Source organism: Streptomyces sp. NPDC049585, assembly GCF_040675615.1.
GTDB classification, from domain to species: domain Bacteria; phylum Actinomycetota; class Actinomycetes; order Streptomycetales; family Streptomycetaceae; genus Streptomyces; species Streptomyces luteosporeus.
The window spans coordinates 58,303-82,674 of record NZ_JBFAPE010000002.1; the positions used below are offsets into that span (position 1 = coordinate 58,303).

General features: G+C 73.6%; 21 protein-coding genes. 6 read left to right on the forward strand and 15 right to left on the reverse strand.

The annotated features are described in order from the left end of the window. Nucleotides 1–314 precede the first annotated feature (314 nt). From AB0K17_RS02655 to AB0K17_RS02665, 3 genes are all read left to right on the forward strand, one after another. Nucleotides 315–974 (forward strand): response regulator transcription factor, encoded by a 660-nt coding sequence (locus AB0K17_RS02655; protein WP_365981870.1) that lies wholly within the window; start codon nucleotides 315–317, stop codon nucleotides 972–974. 140 nt (nucleotides 975–1,114) lie between these two features. Then, nucleotides 1,115–1,558 (forward strand): pyridoxamine 5'-phosphate oxidase family protein, encoded by a 444-nt coding sequence (locus AB0K17_RS02660; RefSeq protein WP_365967800.1) that lies wholly within the window; start codon nucleotides 1,115–1,117, stop codon nucleotides 1,556–1,558. Nucleotides 1,559–1,573: 15 nt separating this feature from the next. After that, a complete protein-coding gene (locus AB0K17_RS02665; protein ID WP_365981871.1) occupies nucleotides 1,574–2,668 on the forward strand; it encodes a phosphotransferase in 1,095 nt (364 codons plus the stop codon). 50 nt (nucleotides 2,669–2,718) lie between these two features. On the opposite strand, the gene AB0K17_RS02670 is transcribed toward AB0K17_RS02665, so the two are convergent. After that, a complete protein-coding gene (locus AB0K17_RS02670; RefSeq protein ID WP_365981872.1) occupies nucleotides 2,719–4,374 on the reverse strand; it encodes a protein kinase in 1,656 nt (551 codons plus the stop codon). Nucleotides 4,375–4,703: 329 nt separating this feature from the next. Between AB0K17_RS02670 and AB0K17_RS02675 the strand changes: the two genes are divergently transcribed. After that, nucleotides 4,704–6,401, forward strand: coding sequence for a protein kinase (locus tag AB0K17_RS02675; protein WP_365981873.1), 1,698 nt, complete (start codon nucleotides 4,704–4,706; stop codon nucleotides 6,399–6,401). A 73-nt stretch (nucleotides 6,402–6,474) separates the two neighbouring features. On the opposite strand, the gene AB0K17_RS02680 is transcribed toward AB0K17_RS02675, so the two are convergent. The 9 genes from AB0K17_RS02680 to pdhA form a co-directional block, all read right to left on the reverse strand. Beyond that, complete coding sequence (locus tag AB0K17_RS02680) at nucleotides 6,475–7,035, reverse strand: bacterial proteasome activator family protein (protein WP_365967797.1); 561 nt, start codon at nucleotides 7,033–7,035, stop codon at nucleotides 6,475–6,477. 114 nt (nucleotides 7,036–7,149) lie between these two features. Continuing rightward, a complete protein-coding gene (locus AB0K17_RS02685) occupies nucleotides 7,150–7,677 on the reverse strand; it encodes a hypothetical protein (protein ID WP_365981874.1) in 528 nt (175 codons plus the stop codon). Nucleotides 7,678–7,792: 115 nt separating this feature from the next. Next, nucleotides 7,793–8,773, reverse strand: a complete 981-nt coding sequence (locus tag AB0K17_RS02690) for an NAD(P)H-quinone oxidoreductase (protein ID WP_365967795.1) — start codon at nucleotides 8,771–8,773, stop codon at nucleotides 7,793–7,795. 79 nt (nucleotides 8,774–8,852) lie between these two features. Beyond that, nucleotides 8,853–9,923, reverse strand: a complete 1,071-nt coding sequence (locus AB0K17_RS02695; protein ID WP_365981875.1) for a potassium channel family protein — start codon at nucleotides 9,921–9,923, stop codon at nucleotides 8,853–8,855. Beyond that, a complete protein-coding gene (locus tag AB0K17_RS02700; RefSeq protein ID WP_365981876.1) occupies nucleotides 9,920–11,692 on the reverse strand; it encodes a molybdopterin-binding protein in 1,773 nt (590 codons plus the stop codon). Before AB0K17_RS02700 ends, AB0K17_RS02695 begins: the two co-directional genes overlap by 4 nt. A 578-nt stretch (nucleotides 11,693–12,270) precedes the next feature. Then, the gene (locus AB0K17_RS02705; RefSeq protein ID WP_365981877.1) at nucleotides 12,271–13,134 is read right to left on the reverse strand and encodes an NTP transferase domain-containing protein; all 864 of its coding nucleotides are present in this window, start codon (nucleotides 13,132–13,134) and stop codon (nucleotides 12,271–12,273) included. Nucleotides 13,135–13,150: 16 nt separating this feature from the next. Further along, nucleotides 13,151–14,539, reverse strand: a complete 1,389-nt coding sequence (locus AB0K17_RS02710) for a dihydrolipoamide acetyltransferase family protein (RefSeq protein ID WP_365981878.1) — start codon at nucleotides 14,537–14,539, stop codon at nucleotides 13,151–13,153. Beyond that, complete coding sequence (locus AB0K17_RS02715; protein WP_365981879.1) at nucleotides 14,539–15,585, reverse strand: alpha-ketoacid dehydrogenase subunit beta; 1,047 nt, start codon at nucleotides 15,583–15,585, stop codon at nucleotides 14,539–14,541. The genes AB0K17_RS02710 and AB0K17_RS02715 overlap by 1 nt, the downstream gene beginning before the upstream one ends. Continuing rightward, on the reverse strand, nucleotides 15,582–16,748 hold the full coding sequence (pdhA, locus tag AB0K17_RS02720) for a pyruvate dehydrogenase (acetyl-transferring) E1 component subunit alpha (RefSeq protein WP_365967790.1): 1,167 nt from the start codon (nucleotides 16,746–16,748) through the stop codon (nucleotides 15,582–15,584). Before pdhA ends, AB0K17_RS02715 begins: the two co-directional genes overlap by 4 nt. A 170-nt stretch (nucleotides 16,749–16,918) precedes the next feature. Between pdhA and AB0K17_RS02725 the strand changes: the two genes are divergently transcribed. Beyond that, nucleotides 16,919–17,425 (forward strand): Lrp/AsnC family transcriptional regulator, encoded by a 507-nt coding sequence (locus tag AB0K17_RS02725; RefSeq protein WP_365967789.1) that lies wholly within the window; start codon nucleotides 16,919–16,921, stop codon nucleotides 17,423–17,425. Nucleotides 17,426–17,470: 45 nt separating this feature from the next. On the opposite strand, the gene AB0K17_RS02730 is transcribed toward AB0K17_RS02725, so the two are convergent. Beyond that, nucleotides 17,471–18,064: a TetR/AcrR family transcriptional regulator gene (locus tag AB0K17_RS02730; RefSeq protein ID WP_365967788.1), complete on the reverse strand. Its 594-nt coding sequence runs from the start codon at nucleotides 18,062–18,064 to the stop codon at nucleotides 17,471–17,473. A 2-nt stretch (nucleotides 18,065–18,066) separates the two neighbouring features. Continuing rightward, on the reverse strand, nucleotides 18,067–19,590 hold the full coding sequence (locus AB0K17_RS02735) for a 3-hydroxyacyl-CoA dehydrogenase (RefSeq protein ID WP_365981880.1): 1,524 nt from the start codon (nucleotides 19,588–19,590) through the stop codon (nucleotides 18,067–18,069). A 138-nt stretch (nucleotides 19,591–19,728) separates the two neighbouring features. On the opposite strand from AB0K17_RS02735, the gene paaN reads away from it, so the two are divergent. Next, complete coding sequence (gene paaN / locus AB0K17_RS02740) at nucleotides 19,729–21,432, forward strand: phenylacetic acid degradation protein PaaN (RefSeq protein ID WP_365981881.1); 1,704 nt, start codon at nucleotides 19,729–19,731, stop codon at nucleotides 21,430–21,432. Here the strand turns inward: paaN and AB0K17_RS02745 are convergent. Genes AB0K17_RS02745 through AB0K17_RS02755 form a run of 3 tightly spaced genes read right to left on the reverse strand, consistent with a single transcriptional unit; the run spans nucleotide 21,429 to nucleotide 24,190 of the window. After that, nucleotides 21,429–22,199 (reverse strand): TrmH family RNA methyltransferase, encoded by a 771-nt coding sequence (locus AB0K17_RS02745; RefSeq protein ID WP_365967785.1) that lies wholly within the window; start codon nucleotides 22,197–22,199, stop codon nucleotides 21,429–21,431. The two genes, paaN and AB0K17_RS02745, sit on opposite strands and share 4 nt — an antisense overlap. Before the next feature lie 9 nt (nucleotides 22,200–22,208). Then, nucleotides 22,209–23,486, reverse strand: coding sequence for an HTTM domain-containing protein (locus AB0K17_RS02750; protein ID WP_365967784.1), 1,278 nt, complete (start codon nucleotides 23,484–23,486; stop codon nucleotides 22,209–22,211). Next, nucleotides 23,483–24,190, reverse strand: a complete 708-nt coding sequence (locus AB0K17_RS02755; RefSeq protein ID WP_365967783.1) for a DUF5819 family protein — start codon at nucleotides 24,188–24,190, stop codon at nucleotides 23,483–23,485. Before AB0K17_RS02755 ends, AB0K17_RS02750 begins: the two co-directional genes overlap by 4 nt. Nucleotides 24,191–24,372 lie beyond the last annotated feature (182 nt).

Here is a 24,372-nt window from a genome sequence, read left to right on the forward strand (position 1 = left end):
GGGGGTCCCCCCGCCGTGGGGCGGGAAGAGGCTCGCTCGATCCCCGGCGGCACACGGGGTGGGTGTGCCGAGGCCGGAACCGGGCGTGACAGGCGCCCCGGCCAATGGCCTGCAATAAGCACGTTACCCAGTGGGGGGCATTCCTGCGAAACCCCGCTTGACCTGCGATTTTGCTTGGATTTCCAAGTAAATCGAGAAAGCCGGGCCAATGCGGGGACACTTCCACTGGTCAGCGCCTTGCGAGCGGCCGGAACGGGGGCACGTTATCCCGGAGGACTCGGGCGGGGGAAGAGTCGATGTGTGAGACTGGCAGCGTGCGCGAGCAACGAAAAATCACGGTATTTCTGCTTGACGACCATGAAGTCGTACGGCGCGGCGTGCATGAGCTCCTCTCCAGCGAGGAGGACATCGAGGTGGTCGGCGAGGCCGGGACGGCCGCCGACGCGCTCGTGCGCATTCCGGCCACCCGCCCCGACGTCGCCGTACTGGACGTTCGCCTTCCGGATGGCAGCGGAGTCGAAGTATGCCGTGAGATCCGCTCGCAGGACGACAGCGTCAAGTGCCTGATGCTCACCTCGTACGCCGACGACGAGGCGCTCTTCGACGCGATCATGGCGGGGGCGGCGGGCTACGTCCTCAAGGCCATCCGCGGCACCGAGCTCCTCTCGGCCGTACGGGACGTGGCGGCCGGCCGGTCCCTGCTGGACCCGGTGGCCACCGCCCGGGTGCTGGAGCGGCTGCGGGACGGCACCGGCGGCCGCGGCGACGACCGGCTCGCCTCCCTGACCGACCAGGAGCGCCGCATCCTCGACCTGATCGGCGAGGGACTGACCAACCGCGCCATCGGCGAGCGGCTGCACCTGGCGGAGAAGACCATCAAGAACTACGTCTCCAGCCTGCTGTCCAAGCTCGGCATGGAGCGCCGCTCCCAGGCCGCCGCCTACGTCGCCCGTTTGCAGGCGGAAAAGCGCTGAGAATGTTCGCGGCATTGCGCCGGCGGGCACACTGACGGGCACTGACGAGCATTGAGAAACGTGAAGTAAGGACTTACGTCCCATTCCCCAGGGCCGGGAGCCCCTGGGGTTGCCTTCACCCGCACGGCAAAGTGATGCCCATGCCCACCGCACACCCCGACGAACGGCGCGCCCTCGATCTGCTCGCCCGCACCCCCTACGGCCGCGTCTCCGTGAGCATGCGCGCCCTGCCGTTCGTCACCGTCGCCCGGCACATCGTGGCCGGTGACGCCCCCGCGCGCGTCCTGCTGCGACTGCACGGCGGCTTCGGCTACGCGCGGGCCTGCGACGGCAGCGTGGTGGCGTACGGCGCGGACAACCTCGCCGACCGCGCCGAGGGGGACGAGGAGGTGTGGACCGTGCAGTTCGTCGGCACCGCGCGGGCGATCACCCCGCGAGCCGAGGAGCTCGCACGCTTCGGCCGCGCCCCGCACACCGCGGACGGCGAGCCCTTCCGGGCCGAATACCTGTGCATAGAACCCCAGTTCATCAGCCTGCACCGCCTCGAAGGCGTCCCCGCGCGACGCTCCGTGCACGCTGCGTGAACTAACATTTGGGACGTGCCGCGCTCACTTGTATCCCCTTCTGCCCCACCCGACGCCCCACCTGACAACGGCACCCTGCCCGACCACGGCACCCTGCGCACCCTGCTGCGCCGCTACGAACGTGCCGGCGAGCCCGTCTCCTGCGAAACGCTGACCGAGGGTCTCCTCAACCGCGGCTACCGCCTCTCCACCACCAGGGGACGCTTCTTCCTCAAGCACCACCTCGACGGCGACCGCGACGCCATCTCCCACCAGCACGAGGCCACCCGCCGCCTGGGCGAGATCGGCCTGCCCGTGGCCCCGCCCGTGCCCGACGCCGACGGCAACACCGTCGCCGTCCTCGGCGGCCGCTGCTACGCCCTGCACCCCTGGGTCGAGGGCAGGCACCGCGACGGCGGCGAACTCACCGCCGCCCAGTCCCGCCGCCTGGGCGCGCTGCTGGGAAAGGTCCACACCTCGCTGGAACAGGTCATGGCGGGCCGCGCGGGCGTCCCCGCCGCCGAGCGGGCCGCCGAGGGCGCCCCTGACGCCGCCGCGGACCCGACACGGACGTTCGCCCTCATCGAGGAGCTCCTGGAGCTCGTACGGCGCGGCAGGCGCGGCCGCCCCCGCGACTGCTTCGACGAGCTGGCCGAGCACCGCCTGATCGAGCGCCGCGCCCTGCTGGAGCGCTACGCCCACCTGCGGCCGCCCGCCGCGGTCATCCCGGCCCGCGGCTGGGTGCACGGCGACTTCCACCCGCTCAACCTGCTCTACCGCGACGGCGAGCCCGCCGCGATCGTCGACTGGGACCGGCTGGGCGTCAAACCGCGCGCCGAGGAGGCCGTCCGGGCCGCGGTGATCTTCTTCCTGCGGCCCGACGGCACGCTGGACCTGGTGAAGGTACGGCCGTACGCCCGCGCCTACCGCCGGGCCGCCGGCGCCGACGCGGCGGAGCTGGCCGCCGCCGTGCACCGCGTGTGGTGGGAGCGGCTCAACGACTTCTGGATGCTGCGCTGGCGCTACCAGCTCGGCGACCACCGCGCCGACCCCGGTTTCCCGGCGTCCGCTGCCCTGTCGGTGTGGTGGACGCGCGCGTACGACGCGGTGCGCGACGCCTTCACGGACTGAACCCGCGCCGAAAACGAACCGAGCGGCCCCGCAGGGCCGCTCGGCGTATCTCAACCTCCGGTGACCCCGCGGGTCGTGGTGCCGGGGTTCCCCGTGGTGCCGGGGTTGCCGGTCGTCCCGGTGTTGCCGGTGTTGCCACCCGTGTCGGTCGGCGTCGACGGCTGGCCCGAGGGCTTGTTGTCGCCGCCGTCCGACGGCTTGCCCGGGTTCGACGGCTCGTTGCTCGGGCCGGTCGAGGGCTGCGTCGAGGGGTGCGTGCCCTTGGACGGGGCGGTCGTCGGGTCGTCCTCGTTCGGGTCCGTCCAGCTGCCCCGGTCGCCGGAGTCGCCGCCGGTGGTGCTGTTGTGGTCGGTACCGCCGTTGCCGGGCTTGTGGGACTTCGACTTGCTCGGGCTCGGGGAGTCGGAGACGGACGGCGAGACGGTGGTCTTGTCGTTCTTGTTGCCGGTGCCGGAGCTCTTGTCGGCCATCTGCATCGCCCACACCACGCCCGCCACGATCGCGATCAGCGCGACCGCCGCGAGCAGGACCGTACGGGCCCGGCCGCCGCCGTTGCCGCGGCCGCCGCCCCCGTGGGAGCCGTTGTAGCCGTCGAAGCCGCCCTCGTCGCCGCCGGCGCGCCGGGGGATGAGCGGCGGCTGTGCGGGGCCACCGTGCTGCGGGACCTGCGGCAGCGCGGTGGTGGCCGCCATGCCGGGGCCGGCGCCGCCGATGACCTGGGTGGCCGCGGTGACCTGGTCGACCGGGCCGGTGTTCCACTGGCCGGTGTGGCTGCCGGCCTCGTGCAGCATCTGCAGCGCGTACTGGACCAGGCCGCGCATCTCCTCGGCGCTCTGGAACCGGTCGTCCGGGTCCTTGGCGAGGGCGCGCATCACGAGCCCGTCGAGCTCCGGCGGGACGGCGCCGAGCACCTGCGAGGGCGGCACAGGGGTGTCCTGGACGTGCTGGTAGACCACCGACAGCGGGGTCTCGCCGGTGAACGGCGGGCGCAGCGCCAGCAGTTCGTACAGCAGGCAGCCGGTGGCGTACAGGTCGGAGCGGGCGTCGACGGTCTTGCCGAGGGCCTGCTCGGGCGAGAGGTACTGCGGCGTGCCCATGACCATGCCGGTCTGGGTCATGGTCGAGGCGGCGCCGTGCAGGGCACGGGCGATGCCGAAGTCCATGACCTTGACCGCGCCCGTGTTGGTGATGATCACGTTGGCGGGCTTGATGTCGCGGTGCACGATGCCGTGCTGGTGGCTGTAGGCCAGCGCGTCGAGCACGCCCGAGACGATGATCAGGGCCTGCTCGGGCGGCGGCGCCTCGGAGTTGAGGAGGAGGTCGCGAATGGTGCGCCCTTCAACCAACTCCATGACGATGTACGGCACGACGTTGCGCCCGACGGTGTCCTCGCCGGAGTCGTAGACCGCGACGACGGCGTGGTGGTTCAGGCCGGCGACGGACTGTGCCTCGCGGGTGAAGCGAGCCTTGGAGACCGGGTCCTCGGCCAGGTCCGCGCGCAGCAGCTTGACGGCGACGGTGCGGCCGAGGCGCACGTCCTCGGCGGCGAACACCTCCGCCATGCCGCCGCGGCCGAGTCGGTGGGTGAGGCGGTAGCGGCCGTCGCCGACCAGCCCTCCATTGCCCCACATTTCAGGCACATCGGGCATTCCGGCCCCGTTGGCGTCAGGGTCGGACGGACCCTGGTCGCTCTGCGTCTGTGCCATCAGTCCTCGCCGTCGTGTCTGGCCGCTTCGCGTGGGAGGCGATTGCGCGGGGAAACTCGTAGGTTCTTCCGCTAGGGCACGGTACAGCCTTCGCGCCGCGCTCCGGTCCGGGATGGACCGGCTATCAAACCCGTACCGGTATGAGCAAGGCAAATCCCGTGACGGCTTGTCGCGCATCCGGTCACGGAACGGGCACGCGGCTTGACGTGCCCGCGGCCTGGGGCAGACTTGGCCGGGATAAACCGAAGAACAGCCGGATCCGAGCGCTTGCCGGACGGCTGTGAGCCCGACCGGGATCACCAGGCGAGCGCCGAGGGGGAAGCAACACCATGAGCCAGGACGGCGCACAGGCCCGCTACGCCGGACGGTCCGTCGGCCGCGGTCGCTACCAGCTGCGCGACCTGCTCGGCGAGGGCGGCATGGCCTCCGTCCACCTCGCCTACGACACGGTGCTCGACCGGCAGGTCGCGGTCAAGACCCTGCACACCGAACTGGGGCGCGAGTCCTCCTTCCGCGAGCGCTTCCGCCGCGAGGCGCAGGCCGTGGCCAAGCTCACGCACACCAACATCGTCTCGGTCTTCGACACCGGCGAGGACGAGCTGGACGGCACCACGATGCCGTACATCGTCATGGAGTACATCGAGGGCCGGCCGCTGCGCTCGGTGCTCGACGAGGACGTGGCCCGCTTCGGCGCCATGCCCGCCGAAAAAGCGCTCAAGATCACATCGGATGTGCTGGCCGCGCTCGAGGTCAGCCACGAGATGGGCCTGGTCCACCGGGACATCAAGCCCGGCAACGTGATGATGACCAAGCGCGGCGTGGTCAAGGTCATGGACTTCGGCATCGCCCGCGCCATGCAGTCCGGCGTGACCTCGATGACCCAGACCGGCATGGTCGTGGGCACCCCGCAGTACCTCTCCCCCGAGCAGGCGCTCGGCCGCGGCGTGGACGCCCGCTCCGACCTGTACTCGGTCGGCATCATGCTCTTCGAGCTGCTCACCGGCCGGCTGCCGTTCGACGCCGACTCGCCCCTGGCCATTGCGTACGCGCACGTCCAGGAGGAGCCGCCGGTCCCCTCGTCGATCAACCGTGCGATCCCGCCGGCCGTCGACGCCCTGGTCGCCCGCGCGCTGAAGAAGAACCCGAACGAGCGCTTCCCCGGCGCCGAGGCCATGCGCGACGAGTGCGCCCGCGTCCTGGGCACGGCCCAGGCCGCGCCCTCGCCCCTGATCGTGCCCGGCGCGGGCCCCACCAGCAGCGGCGCCGGCCTCGGCTCGGCCGTCTTCCCGCCCGTCGACGGCCAGGCGCCCGCTCCGGGCCCGCAGTCGCTCCAGACCCCCTACCAGCCGCAGCCGGCGCCCCAGGGGCCGTACAGCGGCCCGTACGGGCCCGCCACGCCCCCGCAGGGCCCGCCGGCGTACGCGACCCCCGCGGCCGGCTACCAGGCCGGTCCGGGCACCCCACCGCCGTACGCCGCGCCCTCGGCGCCCAGTGCGCCCGTGAGCAGCAGTGGCGGCGGCAAGAGCAACAAGCCGGTCGTCATCGGCTCGGCGGTCGTCGCCGTGCTCGCCGTCATCGGCGTCATCGTGGCCATCACCCTGAGCAAGCACGGCGGGGACGACAACAACAACCAGGCCGGTGGCAGCGGCAGCTCGCAGTCCGCGGCCCCCGCCCCCGGCGGCGGCAACACCACCGGCGGGAGCGGCACGGGCGGCGGCTCCGGCGCCCAGGCGAAGGTCAAGGACGGCGACAAGTCCAAGACCATCCCGACGGAGAAGTGCACCAAGGCGTACGACAGCTACTCGGACAAGTCGAAGAAGACCACGCCGGACTTCAAGTACATCTACATCGACTCGGTCAAGGAGTGCCTGCAGGCGGCGGGCTGGAAGTACCGCGTGGACCCGGTGAACGAGAACACCTGGGGCAAGGGCACCGTGATGACCCAGCAGCCGGAGGCCGGCGACCCGTTCGACCCCAAGAGCGGCACGGTCGTGCTGCAGGTCTCCACGGGCGAGTCGGGCTCGTAAGGCGCGCAGGACCGGTACGGAAAGAGCGGGTGGTCGGCACCGACCACCCGCTCTTTCCGTGTCTCCAGGTGACTTACAGGTACGGGCCCGAGCGGGCGCCGCCGTGCTGCGGACCCTCGTGGTCGTCCTCGACCGTCAGACCGGGCGGCAGGGCGCGGCGCATCTGCTCCAGCTGGGCCCGGGCGGCCATCTGCTGGGCGAAGAGGGTGGTCTGGATGCCGTGGAAGAGCCCCTCCAGCCAGCCGACCAACTGCGCCTGCGCGATGCGCAGTTCCGCCTCGCTGGGGATCGTCTCGTCGGTGAAGGGCAGGGAAAGCCGCTCCAGCTCCTCCACGAGCTCGGGGGCCAGGCCGTCCTCCAGCTCCTTGATGGAGCCGCGGTGGATCTCCTTGAGCCGGACCCGGCTCGCCTCGTCGAGAGGTGCCGCCCGGACCTCTTCGAGCAGCTGCTTGATCATGCTGCCGATCCGCATGACCTTGGCGGGCTGTTCCACCATTTCCGTCACCGGGACCTCGCGCGGCTCGTCCTCGCCCTCCCCGCCGCCGGGGCTGGCGCTGCCGAGAGCCATGCCGTCCGGCCCTACGACCAGGATGTGCGGGCTCTCCTGCGACCGTTCATTCCTCGGCATATCCATGCCGCCATTCTCTCGCACAGGTGATTTCCCCCTGTTGATGCCCCCGTACACGTCTGATCCACCGCGGGGGCGCGCGGGGGCGCGAAGTTCGTCCGGGCGCACGCCCTCCGTCCGCTAACGGCGTCGCAGCCGTAGCGCGAGGTACCCCAGACCCAGACCTGTCAGTGTCATCCCCGTACCCAGGGGCAGCACGCGTATGACACGGTCACGTTCCCTCGTCGCCGTGTGCCGCGCCGCCGTGGTGGCGGGCGCGCGGGCCGCGTCGGGGACCGGCGAGGCCGCCGGCGGCGGCTCGAGGGGCGTGGCGGCCGGGGTGGCGGCCGGTTCCTCCTCCTGCTCACCGGTCACGTCGTCGGCGTCGTAGCCGGGGTCGTCGCCGCCGGGGTCCCGGCGGGGCGCACCGTGCCGGGGCCCACCGTGCCGGGGCGCCCGGCCGGGGTGCCTGCGCCCCTCGCCCGCCAGGGTGCCCGCGAGGCTCCCCGACGGGGAGGGGGACGACGGATCCGCGGCGGGCGCCGAGGGGGCGGCCGTGGGCTCCCGGTCGGACGCCAGTGCCGGCGGCGCCGTCGCGGCCGGTGCCATGAGGGCCGCCGAGACCGACAGGGCGAACAGGAACCCTCGCGCTCCGGTGCTGCCGGCCATGTCGCCGCCTCCGAGAGCCCCCCTGCGGACTTCTGCGGACGTTCCCCACCCTCACACGCCGCCGGCGGCGGGGCGGCGCGCTGGAGGGCCGGTCGGGTGACGCAGCCGTGCGTCTTCAGGAGGTCGTCAGGAGCACCTTGCCCACGTGGCTGCTCTCCTCCAGCACCCGGTGCGCGGCGGTCGCCTCCCGCAGCGGCAGGGTGCGGTCGATCACCGCCCGTACCCGGCCGCCGCCGATCAGCGGCCACACGTGCTCGCGCACGGCCGCCACGATGGCCGCCTTCTCGGCGAGCGGGCGGCCGCGCAGCGACGTACCGGCGACGGCCGCGCGCTTGGCGAGCAGCTTGCCCAGGTCCAGCTCGGCGCGGCGGCCGCCCTGCAGACCGATGATGGTCATCCGGCCGTTGACGGCGAGGGCGTCGAGGTTCCGGTCGAGGTACTTGGCACCGATGATGTCGAGGATGACGTCGGCACCGATACCCCCGGTCACCTTGTGGAGCTCCTCGACGAAGTCCTGCTCGCGGTAGTCGATGAGGATGTCCGCGCCCAGCTCCCGGCATGCCTCCAGCTTCTGCGGGCCGCCCGCGGTGACGGCCACCCGCGCGCCGACCGCCTTGCCCAGCTGCACGGCCATCGTGCCGATGCCGCTGCCGCCGCCGTGCACCAGCAGCGTCTCGCCCGGCCGCAGGTGCGCGATCATGAACAGGTTGGACCAGACGGTGGCGGTCACCTCCGGCAGCGCGGCCGCCGAGACCAGGTCCATGCCGTCCGGTACGGGCAGCAGCTGGCCGGCCGGCACGCACACCTGCTCGGCGTACCCGCCGCCCGCGAGCAGCGCGCACACCTCGTCGCCCACCGCCCAGCCACTCACGCCCGGGCCCAGCGCGGCGATGCGGCCGGAGACCTCCAGGCCCGGGTACGGGGAGGCGCCGGGCGGCGGGTCGTAGAAGCCCTGCCGCTGCACCACGTCGGCGCGGTTGACGCCGCTGGCCACCACGTCGACGAGGACCTCGCCCTCGCCGGGTACGGGATCGGGCACCTCGGACCAGACCAGGGCCTCGGGGCCGCCGGGCACGGGAATCGTGATCGCATGCATGGCGCGAGGCTACTCGCCGGTGGGTGCTCTGCCGCGGCTATTCCGCGGCTGTCCCGGGCTGTTCCGGGGCTGTCCCGGGCTATTCCGCGGCGGCGGGCGGCCGGGCGCGGACGATCGTGATGAGGCGGTCCGTCGCCTGCAGCGGGCCGACCTGCGGGTCGTCGTAGCCCAGCAGCCGGTGCCCGCGCAGCACGGAGACGACCAGGTCGTCCGTCTCGCGCACGCCGCGCCCGACCTCCGCCTTCACCACCGGGCGCTCGACGAGATCGAGGCCGCTGCCCTGCTGGATGAGGTCCTCCATCACCGTGCCGGCGCTCGGGCTGAGCACCGACAGGCCCAGCAGCCGGCCCGCCGCGCTCGCACTCGTGATCACCGCGTCGGCGCCCGACTGGCGCAGCAGCGGTGCGTTCTCCTCCTCCCGCACGGCGGCCACGATCTTCAGGCTGCGGTTGAGCTGCCGGGCGGTCAGCGTGACCAGGACGGCCGTGTCGTCCCGCTGCGTCGCCACGATCACCCGGCGGGCCTTGTGCACCTCGGCACGCAGCAGGACGTCGCTGCGGGTGGCGTCACCGACCACCCCCGCGTAACCCAGCGCCGTGGCCGACTCGACGACCTTGGGGTTCGGATCGACGACCACGATCCGCTCCTTCTCGCGCGGCTGCCCGGTGGCCACCAGGGTCTGCACGGCCGACCGGCCCTTGGTGCCGAAGCCGACGACGACGGTGTGCTCGCGCAAAGCGGACCTCCAGCGGGCCAGGCGCCACTGCTCACGGGTGCGCTCCGTGAGCACTTCGAGCGTGGTGCCGACCAGAATGATCAGGAACAGGACGCGCAGGGGCGTCACCAGCAGCACGTTGCTCAACCGTGCGCTGTCGCTGTACGGGACGATGTCGCCGTACCCCGTCGTCGACAGGGTGACGGTCGAGTAGTAGACGGAGTCGAGGAAGTCGACCGTGCCGTCGGCGTTGTCGTGATAGCCCCGCCGGTCCGCGTAGACGATGGCGACGGTGGCCACCATCACCAGCAGCGCGAGCAGCAGCCGGCGGCCCACCTGCCGTATCGGGGCCACCGTGTAGCGCGGCAGCACCACCCGGGCGTCCCCCACCGGCGCCGCGTCCCGGGACGCGGCGTCCCGCTCCGGCAGGATCACGGCGCACCACCCGGGCGCGGCAGCACCAGCACCTCCGCCGCGTCACCGGCGGCGAGCCCGCCCGGCGGTACGACGGCGAGCGCGTCCGCACCGGCCAGGCCGCGCAGCATCGCCGGACCGTGGAAGCGCAACGGCAGCAGCCACCCGTCCGGCCGGCGCACCACGGGCACCAGGCGCGTACTGCTCGCATGCCCCGGCACCACCTCGGCCACCTGCGCCCACGACCGCTGCGCTGCCGGACGGCCGGCGAGCGCCCGCAGCAACGGCGCGGCCAGCGTGAACAGCCCCGCCACGGCCGCCAGCGGATTGCCCGGCAGACCCACCAGGTGCCGGCCGTCGCCCAGGCGTGCGAGCAGCATCGGATGGCCGGGACGCACGGCCACCCCGTCCACCAGCAACTCCGCGCCCAGCCGGCGCAGCGTGGGATGCACATGGTCGACCGGACCGGCGGCCGTGCCGCCCGTGGTCAGCACGAGATCCGCGTCCGACGCCTCCAGCGCGCCGCCGAGCGCCGAGGCCTCGTCGCCCAGGCGCCGGGTGGCGACCACCTCGGCACCGAGCGCCTCCAGCCACGGGCCCAGCATGGGCCCGAGCGCATCCCGGATCCGGCCGTCGTGCGGCAACCCCTCGCGCAGCAGCTCGTCCCCGAGGACCAGCACCTCCACCCGCGGCCGCGGCACGACCCGCACCTGGTCGTACCCGCACGCCGCGGCGAGCCCCAGCACGGGGGGCGTGACGAACGTACCGGCCGGCAACAACTCGTCGCCCTTCTGGCACTCCTGCCCCCGCGGCCGCACGTCCTGACCGTGCGTCACCCGCCGCTGCGCCTGCAACTCCCCGTGCGGCCCCACGACGCCGTGCTCACTGCGCAACACGGCAGTGGCCCCGGGCGGCACCCGCGCCCCGGTGGCGATGCGCACGGCATGCCCGTCGGCCAACGGCGCAATGCTCCCCCGCCCGGCAAGAATCCCCTCGTCCCCACCGACCCGCCACGGCCCGGGCCCGGCAACGGCCCACCCGTCCATGGCGGAGGTGTCGAAGGACGGCAGATCGACAAGCGCGGTGAGCCCCTCGGCAAGCGTCTGCCCCAGTGCCTCCCCGAGCCCCACATCCCGCACCCCGAGCGCATCGGCAGCCCCAGCAGCAACTTCCCGGGCAACGGACCAGGGGGCGACGGAGAGGGAGCGGAAGCGCTCGGGGCCGGCAGCGGCGGGACGGGACGGGCCGGAACGGGAGGGAGCGGGGGGACGGGAGGGCTCGGGGGGACGGGAGGGCTCGGGGGAGGGAGGCCTGGCGCCGTCGGGGGCGGAGGCGGGAGGCCCGGCGACGAGCGGCTCGGAGGCGGGAGCGGCGGGACGGGAGGGCCCCGGAGAGGGAGGCCCGGCAACGGGCGGCTCCGAGGCGGGAAGCACAGCGTCGTCGGGGGCGGAGGCGGAAGGCACAGCGCCGTCGCGAACGGAGGCGACCGGCCCGGCGACGGGCGGCTCGGAGGCGGAGGGCCCGGCGCCGTCGCGGACGGAGGCGGAAGGCCCGGCGGCGAGTAGCTCGGAGGCGGGAGACTTGGCGCCGCCTGAGACGGAGGCGGTGGACCCGGCGCCGCCCGGGACGAAGGCGACCGGCCCGGCGCCGTCCGGCCCGGAGGTGGCGGATCCAGTGCCGGAGGCCGGGCCGCCGGGGGCGGCAGCAGCCGCATCGGCCTGCTCCGGTGCGGCGGCCTCTTCGCCGCCCCGCTCGGGGTCGGCGCCGGCGGCCTCGTGAGCGCCGTCCACGGCCGCGATGCCGGCGTCACCGTCGGCGTCACCGTCACCAACGGGAACCCCGCCGGCCTGACCACCGCCTGAGCGGACCTCCCCGGGCGGAACGCCCGGCCCGGCCGGCTCGGCGGCGCCGGCCGAGCTGCCGCCCGGCAAGGGCAGCTGCGCCAAGGGGCCCTGGGGCGCAGCCCCGGTTCCAGCTTGGGGGCCCTGGGGCGCAGCCCCGGCCCGGGCCCGGGTGCCCTGTCCGGCCCCGGCCTGCGGGCGCTGTGCCGCAGCGCCAGCCCCGTCCAGCGGACCCAGGGGCGCAGCCCCGGCCGCGTCCAGGGGGGTCCGGGGCGCAGCCCCGGTTTCGGGAAGGGGCGGGGTGGGGGAAGAAACCACCCCGAACGGATCCGCCGCAAAGTCGAAGTCGAACCGCCCCGCCGGCCGCACCCGATACCGCCGCGGCGGCCCGGAAGCTCCCCGCCCCTCCGCGAGCAGCGCCAACGCTTCCGCCGTCGCCCGGTCCAGCCCCGCCTCGTCGTCCTCCGCGGAAGCGGACTTGGCGGACCGCCCGTCACCGCAACCGTCCCCCCGCCCGTCGCCGTTGATCATGCCTGCTCCCCGGCGGCCTCCGCCGCCCACCGCCGTGCCAGCTCTCCCGCGACACGGGCCGCTTCGGCGACCGCTTCGGGCCCGCCGCCCCGCTGGGCGGCGGCGTAGCCGATGAGGAAGGTCGTCAGGGGCGCGGCGGGCCGCGCCACGCCGTGGGCCGCGTCGCGTGCGAGGTCGAGGAGGCCGGTGACGTCGACGTCGAGGTCGAGGCCGAGTTCGGCCTTGACGGCGGAGATCCATTCTTCGAGCACGGTCCCATCGTCCCTGATGTGTGCGCGGGCCCGGCTGATGTCCTCCCAGGTGTCGCAGTCGAAGGATGCGGCGGCGGCGCCGTGTCCGCCCCCGGCGGCCGGTACGCGCTGCGTGGTCAGTTCGCCGGTGAGCAGCCGTACGGGCAGCCCGTTGAGCGTGCCGTGTTCGGCTGCGAGGAGGCCGATCTCGCGCCGGAGTGCCTCCGTGCGGTACGCGGCGACGAGCGGCTGGTCGCGGCCTTCGCCGTCGACGAGCAGCGCGGCTTCCGCGGGGTCGAGGGCGCCGAGGAGGCCGTGCACGGTGCCGGGGGCGAGGAAGGGCAGGTCGGCGGAGAGCACGAGCACCCGCTCGGCCTCGGCCCGTACGCAGCGCAGTCCGGCGGCGAGGCCGGCGAGGGGGCCGCCGCCGGGTGGTTCCTCGCGGGTCCAGGTCACGGGCCGGACGGTGGGGCGCCGGGGTCCGACGACCACGGTCCGCCCGGCGTCGGGGCAGGCGCCGAGGACCCGGTCGAGGAGCCGGCGCCCGCCGACCCGTACGGCGGGCTTGTCGGCACCGCCCAGGCGCCGGGCGGCTCCCCCGGCCAGTACCACCGCGTCGTATTGCGTCACCCTCCGAGTATCGGCCTCAAACGGTGCGCAGCAGCACCGCCGGCTGTTCGACGCAGTCGGCGACGTATCGCAGGAAGCCTCCTGCGGTGCCTCCGTCGCACACGCGGTGGTCGAAGGTGAAGGACAGCTGCACCACCTGCCGTACGGCCAACTCGCCCTGGTGCACCCATGGCTTGGGCGTTATTCGGCCGACGCCGAGCATGGCCGCTTCGGGGTGGTTGATGATGGGTGTGGAGCCGTCGACGCCGAACACCCCGTAGTTGTTGAGGGTGAACGTGCCGCCGGTCAGCTCGGCGGGGCTGATCTTCCCGGCGCGCGCGGCCTCGGTCAGGCGTGCCATTTCGACGGAGAGTTCGACGGCGTTGCGCGCGTGGGCGTCGCGGACGACGGGGACGACCAGGCCCCGGTCGGTCTGGGCGGCGAAGCCGAGGTGGACGTCGGGGAGCCGCACGATCTCGTGGGCCTCGGTGTCGACGGTGGCGTTGAGCTCGGGGTATTTGGCGAGTGCTGCCGTGCAGATGCGGGCGAGCAGGGCGAGGAGGGAGACCTTGGCGCCGCCGGAGGCGTTCATGGCGTGGCGGGCGGCCAGCAGCTCGGTGGCGTCCGCGTCGACCCAGCAGGTGGCGTCGGGGATCTCCCGCCGGCTGCGGCTGAGCTTCTCGGCGACGACGCCCCGTGCGCCGCGCAGGGGTACGCGCAGGCCGTCGTTGTTCTTGCGGCCGGCGGTGGTGCGGCGGCCGGTGCGGGCGGCGGGCCGGGCGGCCGAGGGTGCGGCTGCGGCGGGGACGGCTCGGACGATGTGCCCGCTGGGCTCCGGGTGCCCCGGGTGCTCGCCGTGTCCGGCCGCGGCGGCCTGTTCGACGTCCGAGCGCAGGATGAGCCCGTCGGGGCCGGAGCCGTGGAGCCGGCCGAGGTCCACGCCGCGCTCGCGGGCGAGTCGGCGCACGAGCGGGGAGATGACCGCCACGGCACGGGCCTCGTCGGCGGCCTCCGGCTCGGGAGCGGGGGCAGGGGCGGCGGGGGCGGGGGCCGAGGCGGCCGGCCGGGCCTGCGGCCGCACCCGGCGCCGCCGGCCGGCGGCCGGGGCCTGGGTGCCGTAGCCGACCAGGACGTTGCCGGAGCCCTCCTCGGCGGCGCCGGCGTCCGGCGCGGTGGCCGTCTCGCCGACGGCGACGGTCAGCAGCGGTGCCCCGACGGGCAGTTCGGTGCCCTCGTCGCCGAAGCGGGCGGTGACCACGCCCCCGTAGGGGCAGGGCACCTCCACCATGGCCTTCGCCGTCTCGACCTCGACCACGGGCTGGTCGACGGCGACCACGTCGCCGACGGCGACGAGCCAGCGGACGACCTGTGCCTCCGTGAGTCCTTCACCCAGGTCGGGCAGCGTGAATTCGCGCACGACCGCCATCAGCGCGCACCACTCTCATAGTCGTCGGAGGTCCATTCGGATTCCCACTGCAGCCGTGCCACGGCGTCCAGCACCCGGTCCACGTCCGGCAGGTGGTGCTTTTCGAGCATGGGCGGCGGGTACGGCACGTCGAAGCCCGTCACGCGCAGCACCGGTGCCTCCAGGTGGTGGAAGCAGCGCTCGGTGATCCTTGTCGCGATCTCCGCGCCGGGGCCGCCGAATCCGGCGGCCTCGTGGACGATCAGCGCGCGTCCGGTGCGGCGCACGGAGGCGCACACGGTCTCCTCGTCGAAGGGGACGAGCGAGCGGAGGTCGACGACCTCCAGGTCCCAGCCCTCGGCGGCGGCCGCGCGGGCGGCCTCCATGCACACGGGCAGGGAGGGGCCGTAGGTGACGAGGGTGGCGGAGGTGCCGGGGCGGCGTACGACCGCGCGTCCGATGCCGGGGACCGGCTCGGGGTGCTCGGGGTCCCAGTCGTCCTTGCCCCAGTACAGCCGCTTGGGCTCCAGGAAGACGACGGGGTCGTCGGAGGCGATCGCGGCGCGCAGCAGTCCGTAGGCGTCGGCGACGGTGGCGGGGGTGACGACGTGCAGGCCGGGTGTGGCCAGGTAGTAGGCCTCGGAGGAGTCGCTGTGGTGCTCGACGCCGCCGATGCCGCCGCCGTAGGGCACGCGCACGGTGATGGGCATGGGCAGGGCGCCGCGGGTGCGGTTGCGCATCCGGGAGACATGGCTGACGAGCTGCTCGAAGGCCGGGTAGGCGAAGGCGTCGAACTGCATCTCGACCACCGGCCGCAGCCCGTACATCGCCATGCCGACGGCCGTGCCGAGGATGCCGGCCTCGGCCAGGGGCGTGTCGGTGCAGCGGTCCTCGCCGAACTCCTTGGCCAGGCCGTCGGTGATCCGGAAGACGCCGCCGAGGGTGCCCACGTCCTCGCCGAGGACGTGCACGGTGGGGTCGTCGGCCATGGCGTCGTGCAGCGCGCGGCCCAGGGCCTGGGCCATGCTGGCCGGCTTGCGGCCGGTTGCGGCGGGCGCGGTGGTCATCGCGGCCTTCCTTCCTGGGGGGCCTCACCGGGCCCCGGCAGCTCCCCCGCGGCGGTCAGCTCAGCACGCAATTGTGCTGCCTGCTCGCGCAGTTGGGCAGTCTGCTCGGCGTAAACGTGCGTGAACATCTCCATCGGGTCCAGGGCGGGGTCCTGGTGCATCCGCTCGCGCAGGTCGGCGGCGAGCAGCTCGGCGGCCTCCGCCTCGGCGCGTATGCCGGCGTCGTCGAGCAGCCCGCGGGCGGTCAGCTCGCGTTCGAGCAGGGCGATCGGGTCGTGGGCGCGCCACGTCTCGACCTCGGCGTCGCCGCGGTAGCGGGTGGCGTCGTCGGCGTTGGTGTGCGCCTCGATGCGGTAGGTGACGGCCTCGACGAGGGTGGGCCCGCCGCCGGCCCGGGCCCGGCGCACGGCCTCGGTGAGGACCTGGTGGACGGCGGGGGCGTCGTTGCCGTCGACGAGCCTGCCGGGCATGCCGTAGCCGACGGCCTTGTGGGCCAGGGAGGGCGCGGCGGTCTGCTTGGCGAGCGGCACGGAGATGGCGAAGCCGTTGTTCTGCACGAGGAAGACGACGGGCGCCTGCCAGACGGCGGCGAAGTTGAGCGCCTCGTGGAAGTCGCCCTCGCTGGTGCCGCCGTCGCCGACCAGGGCGAGGGCGACGACGTCGTCCCCCTTGAGGCGGGCGGCGTGGGCGAGGCCGACGGCGTGCGGGAGCTGGGTGGCCAGCGGGGTGCTCAGGGGGGCGACGCGGTGCTCGCGGGGGTCGTAGCCGGTGTGCCAGTCGCCGCGCAGGAGGGTCAGGACCTGGACCGGGTCCATGCCGCGGGCGACGGCGGCGAGGGTGTCGCGGTAGCTGGGGAAGAGCCAGTCGCGCTCTTCGAGGGCGAGCGCGGCGGCGACCTGGCAGGCCTCCTGGCCGGTGGAGGAGGGGTAGACGGCGAGCCGCCCCTGCCGGGTGAGCGCGGTGGCCTGGGTGTTGTACCGCCGGCCGCGCACCAGCTGGCCGTACAGCCGGCGCATCAGCTCGGGGTCGATCCCGTCGGCCGCGGGGGTGCCCAGCACCCGGAACGGCTCCGCGTCGGGCAGCAGCGGTGCCGGGTCGGTACGGGGTTGCCAGGCGGGGGGCGGCGTGGGCCGGTAGGGACCCGGCTGCTCCAGAACCGTCATGGCGAGCACCTCCTCTTGGGACGAGCCTGACCGGAAAGCGTCGTGCGCTCTCCCTACCGATTGTTCGGTCGTCGACACTTTTTGGCTACAGGCGGCCTGAGCCTGTGGACAAACGGTTCTCCACAGCCTGAGATATGGACAGCGCGTCCATGAAGGGGAGGCATGGCGGTATGCGGGACGAACAGATGGCCACGTCGGGGGGCAGACCACCGGCCCGTCCGCTCGACGAGATCGACCGGTCGATCCTGCGCATGCTCCAGGCCGACGGCCGGGCCTCGATACGCTCGGTGGCCGAGCGGGTGCACGTCTCGCGGGCCAACGCCTACGCGCGCATCAACCGGCTCATCGACGACGGGGTCATCCGGGGCTTCGGGGCGCGAATAGACCAGGAGCGGGCGGGGCACGGCGCGTCCGCGTACATCACACTGAAGATCGTCCAGAACTCCTGGCGCACCGTGCGCGACAAGCTGCGCGAGCTGCCCGGCGCCGCGCACATCGCCCTGGTCAGCGGGGACTTCGACGTCCTGTTGCTGGTGCACACGCGCGACAACCGGGCCCTGCGGGAGCTCGTCCTGACCCGGATCCAGGCCATCGAGGAAGTGCTGAGCACCCGTACGCTGCTGGTGTTCGAGGAGACGGACATGGACGACGTCCACCCCTCGCAGGACGCGTACTGAAACGGGCCGGCCCAGGGGCCGGCCCGTGCGTGGTGGCCGAGCGGCTCAGCGGTCCGTGCGCAGGCCGTCGAAAGCGGTGTGGATCACGGCGGCGGCGACCTCGTCGGCCGTGGCGGCGCCGCCGCGCTCCGGCCGGTACCACTCGACGACCGAGTTGATCATCCCGAAGAGCAGCCGGGTCGCCAGCCGCGCGTCCACGTCCTGGCGCAGGTCGCCCTCGGCTGCGGCCTCCTTCACCAGGCCGGCCACCCGGTGGTCGAACTCGCGGCGACGCTCCATGGCCCAGCGCTCGGTGCCGGTGTTGCCGCGCACCCGCAGCAGCAGCGTCACGTACGGCAGCTCGCCGATCAGCACCTCGACCGTGCGCCGGGTGACGTGCTCCAGCCGGTCCACGGCCCGCCCGGTGCTCGCCCCGGGCTCGTCCAGCACGGCGAACAGCCCGTCCAGCGCCCGGCTTATCGCCAGGCGCAGGAGCTCTTCCTTGCTCTTGACGTGGTGGTAGATCGAGGACTTGGAGATCCCGGCCGCCTTGGAGAGGTGCTCCATGGACGTGCCGTCGTAGCCCCGCTCGTTGAACACCTTGACGGCGACCGCGAGCAGCGATTCGGGCGTGTAGGTGTCGCGCTTGGCCATGGTCATGATTACAGCAGGCTCTCTTCGACGGCCGCACGGCGGCGCAGGGACTGGCAGGCGCTGTAGCGCCCGCCGGGGTACTGGTGGTCCATGTTCAGCAGGAACTGCCGCAGCCACGTGGTGTAGAGCGACCGCCCCCACTCCAGGGGGCCGACGGGGTAGTTCACGCCCAGGCGCATGGCGGTGTCGATGTCCTCGGCGCTCGCCACGCCCCGGCCGGCGGCGTCCTCGGCGAAATCGGCGAGGAGGGCGACCGTACGGGCGACGATCATTCCGGGGAGGTCGCCGATCACGCTGACCTTCTTGCCGAGGGCCTGGAAGAGGCCGATGGCCGCCCGGACGTCGTCCTGCGGGGCCGTCGCGGAGGGCGCCAGGGCCACGCGGGTGCACGTGCGGTAGTCCAGGGCGAGGTCGAAGTCGATGCGGGGGCCGAGGTACGCGGCGTTGGTGGGCCCCTGGCCGTCCGTGAGACACAGCTCGGTCCCGCCGGGCAGGACGATGCTGCCGTCGTAGGTGTCCTGTCCGCCATCGCGGGTGATCTTGATGCCCGCTTCCTCGATCATCTGCGGCAGGACCGCGGCGGGGCCGGTGAGGCGGTGGCGGTACCCCACCTCGGCGGGGGCCGGGCACGGCTCGGCCGTGCCGGGCTCGGGCTTCTTAGCCCCCTCGCCGTACGTGAACCACCCGCGGCCGCTCTTGCGGCCCAGCAGCCCCGCCTGCACCAGCCGTCCCTGCGCCAGCGACGGCGTGAACTTCGGGCTGTGGAAGAACGCCTCGTACACCGAATGGGTGACCGAGTTGTTCACGTCCTGGCCGATGAGGTCGGTGAGCTCGAAGGGCCCCATGCGGAAGCCACCGCTCTCCCGCAGGACGGCGTCGATGGTCGCGGGGTCGGCCGCCCCCTCCTCGTACACCCGCAGGGCCTCCGCGTAGAAGGGCCGGGCGAGGCGGTTGACGACGAAGCCGGGGGTGTCCGCGCAGGCCACCGGCGTCTTCCCCCAGGCCGTCATGGTCGCCCGCGCCCGCTCGGCGGCCGCCGCGTCGGTGGCGAAGCCGCGGACCACCTCCACGAGCGGCATCAGCGGCGCGGGGTTGAAGAAGTGCAGGCCGACGAAGCGCCCGGGGTGGCGCAGGGCCGCGGCGACGGCGGTGACGGCCAGGGAGGAGGTGTTGGTGGCCAGCAGGCAGTCCTGCGCAACGACCTGTTCCAGCTCCTCGAACAGCTTTTGCTTGACGCCGAGTTGCTCCACAATCGCCTCGATGACCAGCGCGGAGCCGGCGAGTTCGGCGAGCTGCGCGGCGGGCCGCAGCCGGGCGAGGGCCGCGTCGCGCACGGCGGCGTCGAGCCTGCCCTTGTCCACCAGGCGGCCGAGCCGGGCGGCGATCGCCCCCGCCGCCTCCTCCGCGCGACCGGGTGCGGCGTCGTACAGCCGTACGGGGTGCCCCGCGGTCAGGGCGACCTGGGCGATGCCCTGGCCCATGGTGCCGGTGCCGACGACGGCGACGGCACGGGCCGGGTCGATTGCGGTCATGGCAGTGATCCTCCCCGATGCGTTGTCCACAGGTTCGCCGGCCCCCCTTGTCCCGACCGATCGTTCGGTTACTGTATCCATCGGGGGTGCATCTGGTCCCCCGTATCGGAGCCCCGCTCGACGAGGAGTTGGTCAGACGTGACCGCCGGACTCACCACCGCTCAGCTGATCGAGAAGCACCGCCCCACGCTCGACCAGGCGCTGGAGGCCATCCGCACGCGCGCCTACTGGTCCCCCTTCCCCGAGCACCCGAAGGCCTACGGCCCCGAGGGCGTGCCCGGCAGCCTCGACGCCGCCGCCGGTCAGGCGGCCTTCGACGCGCTGCGCGGCCGGCGCTTCGAGCTGGACCAGCCCGGCACCGACGGCTGGGCCGGCTCCGAGGTCTCGCCGTACGGCATCGACCTCTCCATCGAGTACCCGCATGTGGACACCGACGTCCTGCTGCCCGCCATGCGCGCGGCCATGCCCGCCTGGCGCGAGGCCGGGCCGCTGGCCCGGGCGGCGGTGAGCGCGGAGATCCTGGCCCGGATCAACGCCCGTACGCACGAGTTCGCGCACGCCGTGATGCACACCAGCGGCCAGGCGTTCATGATGGCGTTCCAGGCCGGCGGCCCGCACGCCCAGGACCGCGGCCTGGAGGCCGTGGTCTACGCCCTGGCCGAGCAGACCGCGGCCGCGCCGGAGAGCGCGGAGTGGGTCAAGCCGCAGGGCAAGCGCGACCCGCTGAAGCTGGACAAGCGGTTCACCCCGGTGCCCCGGGGCATCGCGCTGGTCATCGGCTGCAACACCTTCCCCACGTGGAACGGCTTCCCGGGCCTGTTCGCGTCCCTCGCCACCGGCAACGCGGTGCTGGTCAAGCCGCACCCGCGGGCCGTGCTGCCGCTCGCGCTGACCGTGAGCATCGCGCGCGAGGTGCTGCGCGAGGCCGGCTTCTCCCCCGACCTGGTCGCGCTGGCCGCCGAGCGGGACGGCGAGGGCATCGCCAAGATCCTGGCGGTGCGGCCCGAGATCCGCATCATCGACTACACCGGCTCGACCGCCTTCGGCGACTGGCTGGAGACCAACGCCCGCCAGGCGCAGGTCTTCACCGAGAAGGCCGGCGTGAACACGATCGTCGTCCACTCCACCGACGACTACAAGGGCATGCTCTCCAACCTGGCCTTCTCGCTGTCCCTGTACAGCGGCCAGATGTGCACCACCCCGCAGAACCTGCTCGTCCCGCGCGAGGGCATCGCCACCGACGCCGGCCACAAGTCGTACGACGAGGTGGTCGCCGACCTCGCCATGGCCGTGGAGAAGCTGCTGGGCGACGACGCCCGGGCCAACGCCCTGCTCGGCGCGATCGTCAACGACCAGGTCAAGGCCCGTATCGACGCCGCCGCGCAGCTGGGCGAGGTCGCCCTGGCCTCGCGCACGCTGACCAACCCCGACTTCCCCGGCGCCACCGTGCGCACCCCGGTCGTCGTCAAGCTGGACGGCGCCAAGCCGGATGCCGAAGCGGCCTACTTCTCCGAGTGCTTCGGCCCCGTGTCCTTTGCGGTGGCCGTCGACTCCGCGGAGGCGGCCGTGGAGCTGCTGCGCCGCACGGTGCGGGAGAAGGGCGCGATGACGGTCGGCGCGTACACCACGTCGCCGGAGGTCGAGCGCCTGGTGGAGGAGGCCTGCCTGGAGGAGTGCGCCCAGCTCTCCTTGAACCTCACGGGCGGTGTGTACGTGAACCAGACCGCGGCCTTCTCCGACTTCCACGGCTCCGGCGGCAACCCGGCCGCCAACGCGGTGCTGTGCGACAGCGCGTTCGTGGCCCCCCGCTTCCGCGTGGTGGAGGTCCGCCGCCAGGCCTAGGAAGCCCGTCCCCCCGAGCCCCAGTGGAACAGCGCCATCGCCACGCTCGTGGCGAGGTTGTAGCTCGACACCTGGGGCCGCATCGGCAGAGCGACCAGCCGGTCCGCCCTGCCCCGCAGCTCCGCCGACACCCCGTGCCGTTCCGAGCCGAAGACGAGCAGCGCGTCGTCGGGCACGGCGACGGCACGGATGTCCTCGCCCTCCGGGTCCAGGACGTACAGCGGCCCGTCCGGCAGCTCCTGTGCCGGAAGCCGCTCGACGGCCGTCGCGTAGTGCAGCCCTGCCCCGGAGCGCACCGCGTTGGGGTGCCAGGGGTCGAGGGTGCCGGTGGTGATGACGCCGGTGGCCCCGAACCCGGCCACGAGGCGCACCACGGCGCCGACGTTGCCGAGGTTGCGGGGGTTGTCCAGGACGACGACGGGTGCCCGCCGGGGCCGCCGGGCCAGCGCCTGCAGGTGCGCGTCGCGGTCGGGGCGGCCGGCCAGTGCGGCCACTCCCGTGGGGTGGACCCTGGGCAGCAGGGTGCGCAGGGTCTGCGCGGGCACCTCCACCAGGAGGTCCGCGAGCCGGTCGGTCAGGTCGTCGGCGAGGTCCTCGGCCAGTTCCAGTGCGGCCGCCCGGTCACTGGTGAGGGCCATGCTCACCGGCGCTCCGAAGCGCAGGGCGTGCTTGAGGGCGTGGAAGCCGTCGAGGAGCACGGCGTCGGGGGCCAGGGCGGCCCACCGCTCCGGCGCCGCCGTGGTCTCGGAGTCGTCGTGCCTGGTCATGGGCTCAGCCTAGGGTCCGCCGACAGGAGTCGACGCCCTGGGACGGTCCCCGGCGGTCTCGCCGGTGCCGCCCGTACCTCCGGCACTGCCTGCCGACGGGACCGCCCGGCTGGGCAGCCGCGCCGTCAGCCGTCCCGTCAGTCGTCCCGTCAGCCGTCCGGCCGCCGTCCCGAGCCGGCGCAGGAAGGACGTCGGCAGGAAGACCGCATCGGTGACGATCATCGCCAGGGAGAAGAACGGCAGGCCCATGAGCACGGCGATGCCGACGTGCTCGGCCATCATCACCGGCAGCAGCACGTTCTTCACGCGCCGGTTCAGCAGGGTGAAGGGGAAGGCCGCCTGCGCGAACACCGTGCCGTAGCTGAGCAGCATCACCATCGTGCCGTCGGATGCCAGGGCGTGCGAGAGCGCGGGCCAGGGGGAGAAGTAGTCGATGTGCATCGGGTAGTACAGCGCGGTGCCGTCCTGCCAGCGCGAGCCCTGGATCTTGTACCAGCCGGCCGTGGCGTAGATCAGGCACACCTCGGCCATGATCACCAACAGGGCGGCGTTGTGCGCCAGATGGGCCAGCACGTCCAGCACGGTGCGCGGCTCGCCGGGGGCGTGGCGGCAGACCACCCACCACAGGCCGTGCACGCACCACAGGCCCCACAGGGCCGCGGCCCAGCCGATGCCGGGAAGAGGGCCGTGCTCCGTCCACGACAGCGCGGGGTCGGCGAGGACCTGGGCGGCGGCGAGGGCCGTTCCGCACACGGCCCACAGCACGATGCCCGTCGTGTCCCGCCCCGGGTCGGCGCCGTCGCGGGCCCGGCGCGCCGCGCGGCGGGCGTCGAGCGACCAGACCCGGCCGCAGCGGGTGAGGACCATGTACATGGACATCAGGTGGACGACGTTGTCGCCGCCGTCGCCGACGAAGACGCTGCGGTTCTGCAGGGCGAGCACGCCGAGCATGAACAGCACGGACATCGTGCGCGTGCGCCAGCCCAGCATGAGCAGGACGCCCGAGACGACGGCCAGCGCGTAGACCGTCTCGAACCACCCCCGGCCGTCGGACCACATGAGCACGGTGAAGGCGTGGTTGTCGGCGGTCAGCTCGCGGGCCAGCGACCAGCCCCAGGGGGCGTTCGGGCCGTAGAGCTCGTGGCGGTGGGGCCATTCGCGCAGCAGGTAGCCGACCCACACGAAGGACAGGCCGATCCGCAGGAGGGCGCTCTGGTACGGCCCGAGGGAGGAGCCGGTGACGCGGTCGATGCCGCGCTGGAGGGCGGTCGTGGTCGAGGCGTTCATCGGGTCCGGGCCTCCGCGAGGTCGTCGCCGGTCACCGGCCACCAGGGGAGCACCCGCTGGACGGGTGCGGTGTCGGCCTTCTCCTGGCTCCAGGGCGGCGGGGCGATGGGCGTGGTGACGGTCCTGAGCTGGACGCGGTCGACGGGGCGGCCGTCGCGCCGCGCACCGAGGCGGGAGACGACGATGCGCCGGACGTAGCTCTCGGAGAGCCGTCCGCGCAGGCCCTGGGGGCGTTCCTGGACGTCGTGGGTGGCGGCGTAGAAGTCCCAGGCGCGGCGCAGTTCGTTCTGGCGCGTGTGGCTGGGCAGGGGGTTGTGCAGGATGCCGGCGCCGTCGAGGGCCGACAGGTTCGTCCAGGGGGTGACGGTGGTGCGGCCGTCGGGGCCGCGCAGCTCGGCCCGGGCCTGGACGGCGATGTTCTGCTGCAGGGGGTTGGGGGCGAAGAACTTCCAGTTCTGCTCGAACTCGGGAAGGACGTAGTCGTCTATCGCCTGCGCGTGCTGCCTGCTGACGGTGTTCTGCGGCGCGACGTGCAGGAACACCATCAGCAGGTGCATGGTCGCGGCCAGCGCGATCAGGGCGGCGCCGGCCGTGACGACCAGGCAGGCGGGCAGGGACAGGCTCCTCACCCCGGCGGCGGGCGGGTGGGGTCCCGCCCGCCCGGCCGCCCCGCCGGCTCGCGCGCCCGCCTCGTGCGTCTCCATGCCCGCCCCGATTCCCTCTGTTCTCGTACTGCTCTCGTACTGCCTTCTTGCGTGTACGACCCGAACCGTACCGACGCGGGCCTGGCAGGCCCAGCGCCCGGAGGGCCCCGGAAGACCGCACACGTCCCTCGCTCGCGTCCCGCCCGCCGGGTTATCCACAGGGTTGACAGGCCCCGGGGCCG

Excerpts from the sequence above, each read along its gene's own strand:
- AB0K17_RS02750 (WP_365967784.1), bottom strand. The coding sequence starts at position 23,486 with ATGAACGCCTCGACCACGACCGCCCTCCAGCGCGGCATCGACCGCGTC.
- AB0K17_RS02725 (WP_365967789.1), top strand. The coding sequence starts at position 16,919 with ATGCGGGACGAACAGATGGCCACGTCGGGGGGCAGACCACCGGCCCGT.
- AB0K17_RS02710 (WP_365981878.1), bottom strand. The coding sequence starts at position 14,539 with ATGGCGGTCGTGCGCGAATTCACGCTGCCCGACCTGGGTGAAGGACTC.
- AB0K17_RS02690 (WP_365967795.1), bottom strand. The coding sequence starts at position 8,773 with ATGCATGCGATCACGATTCCCGTGCCCGGCGGCCCCGAGGCCCTGGTC.
- AB0K17_RS02680 (WP_365967797.1), bottom strand. The coding sequence starts at position 7,035 with ATGGATATGCCGAGGAATGAACGGTCGCAGGAGAGCCCGCACATCCTG.
- AB0K17_RS02755 (WP_365967783.1), bottom strand. The coding sequence starts at position 24,190 with ATGGAGACGCACGAGGCGGGCGCGCGAGCCGGCGGGGCGGCCGGGCGG.
- AB0K17_RS02670 (WP_365981872.1), bottom strand. The coding sequence starts at position 4,374 with ATGGCACAGACGCAGAGCGACCAGGGTCCGTCCGACCCTGACGCCAAC.
- AB0K17_RS02735 (WP_365981880.1), bottom strand. The coding sequence starts at position 19,590 with ATGACCGCAATCGACCCGGCCCGTGCCGTCGCCGTCGTCGGCACCGGC.
- AB0K17_RS02745 (WP_365967785.1), bottom strand. The coding sequence starts at position 22,199 with ATGACCAGGCACGACGACTCCGAGACCACGGCGGCGCCGGAGCGGTGG.
- AB0K17_RS02660 (WP_365967800.1), top strand. The coding sequence starts at position 1,115 with ATGCCCACCGCACACCCCGACGAACGGCGCGCCCTCGATCTGCTCGCC.
- AB0K17_RS02715 (WP_365981879.1), bottom strand. The coding sequence starts at position 15,585 with ATGACCACCGCGCCCGCCGCAACCGGCCGCAAGCCGGCCAGCATGGCC.
- pdhA (WP_365967790.1), bottom strand. The coding sequence starts at position 16,748 with ATGACGGTTCTGGAGCAGCCGGGTCCCTACCGGCCCACGCCGCCCCCC.
- AB0K17_RS02685 (WP_365981874.1), bottom strand. The coding sequence starts at position 7,677 with ATGGCCGGCAGCACCGGAGCGCGAGGGTTCCTGTTCGCCCTGTCGGTC.
- AB0K17_RS02730 (WP_365967788.1), bottom strand. The coding sequence starts at position 18,064 with ATGACCATGGCCAAGCGCGACACCTACACGCCCGAATCGCTGCTCGCG.
- AB0K17_RS02675 (WP_365981873.1), top strand. The coding sequence starts at position 4,704 with ATGAGCCAGGACGGCGCACAGGCCCGCTACGCCGGACGGTCCGTCGGC.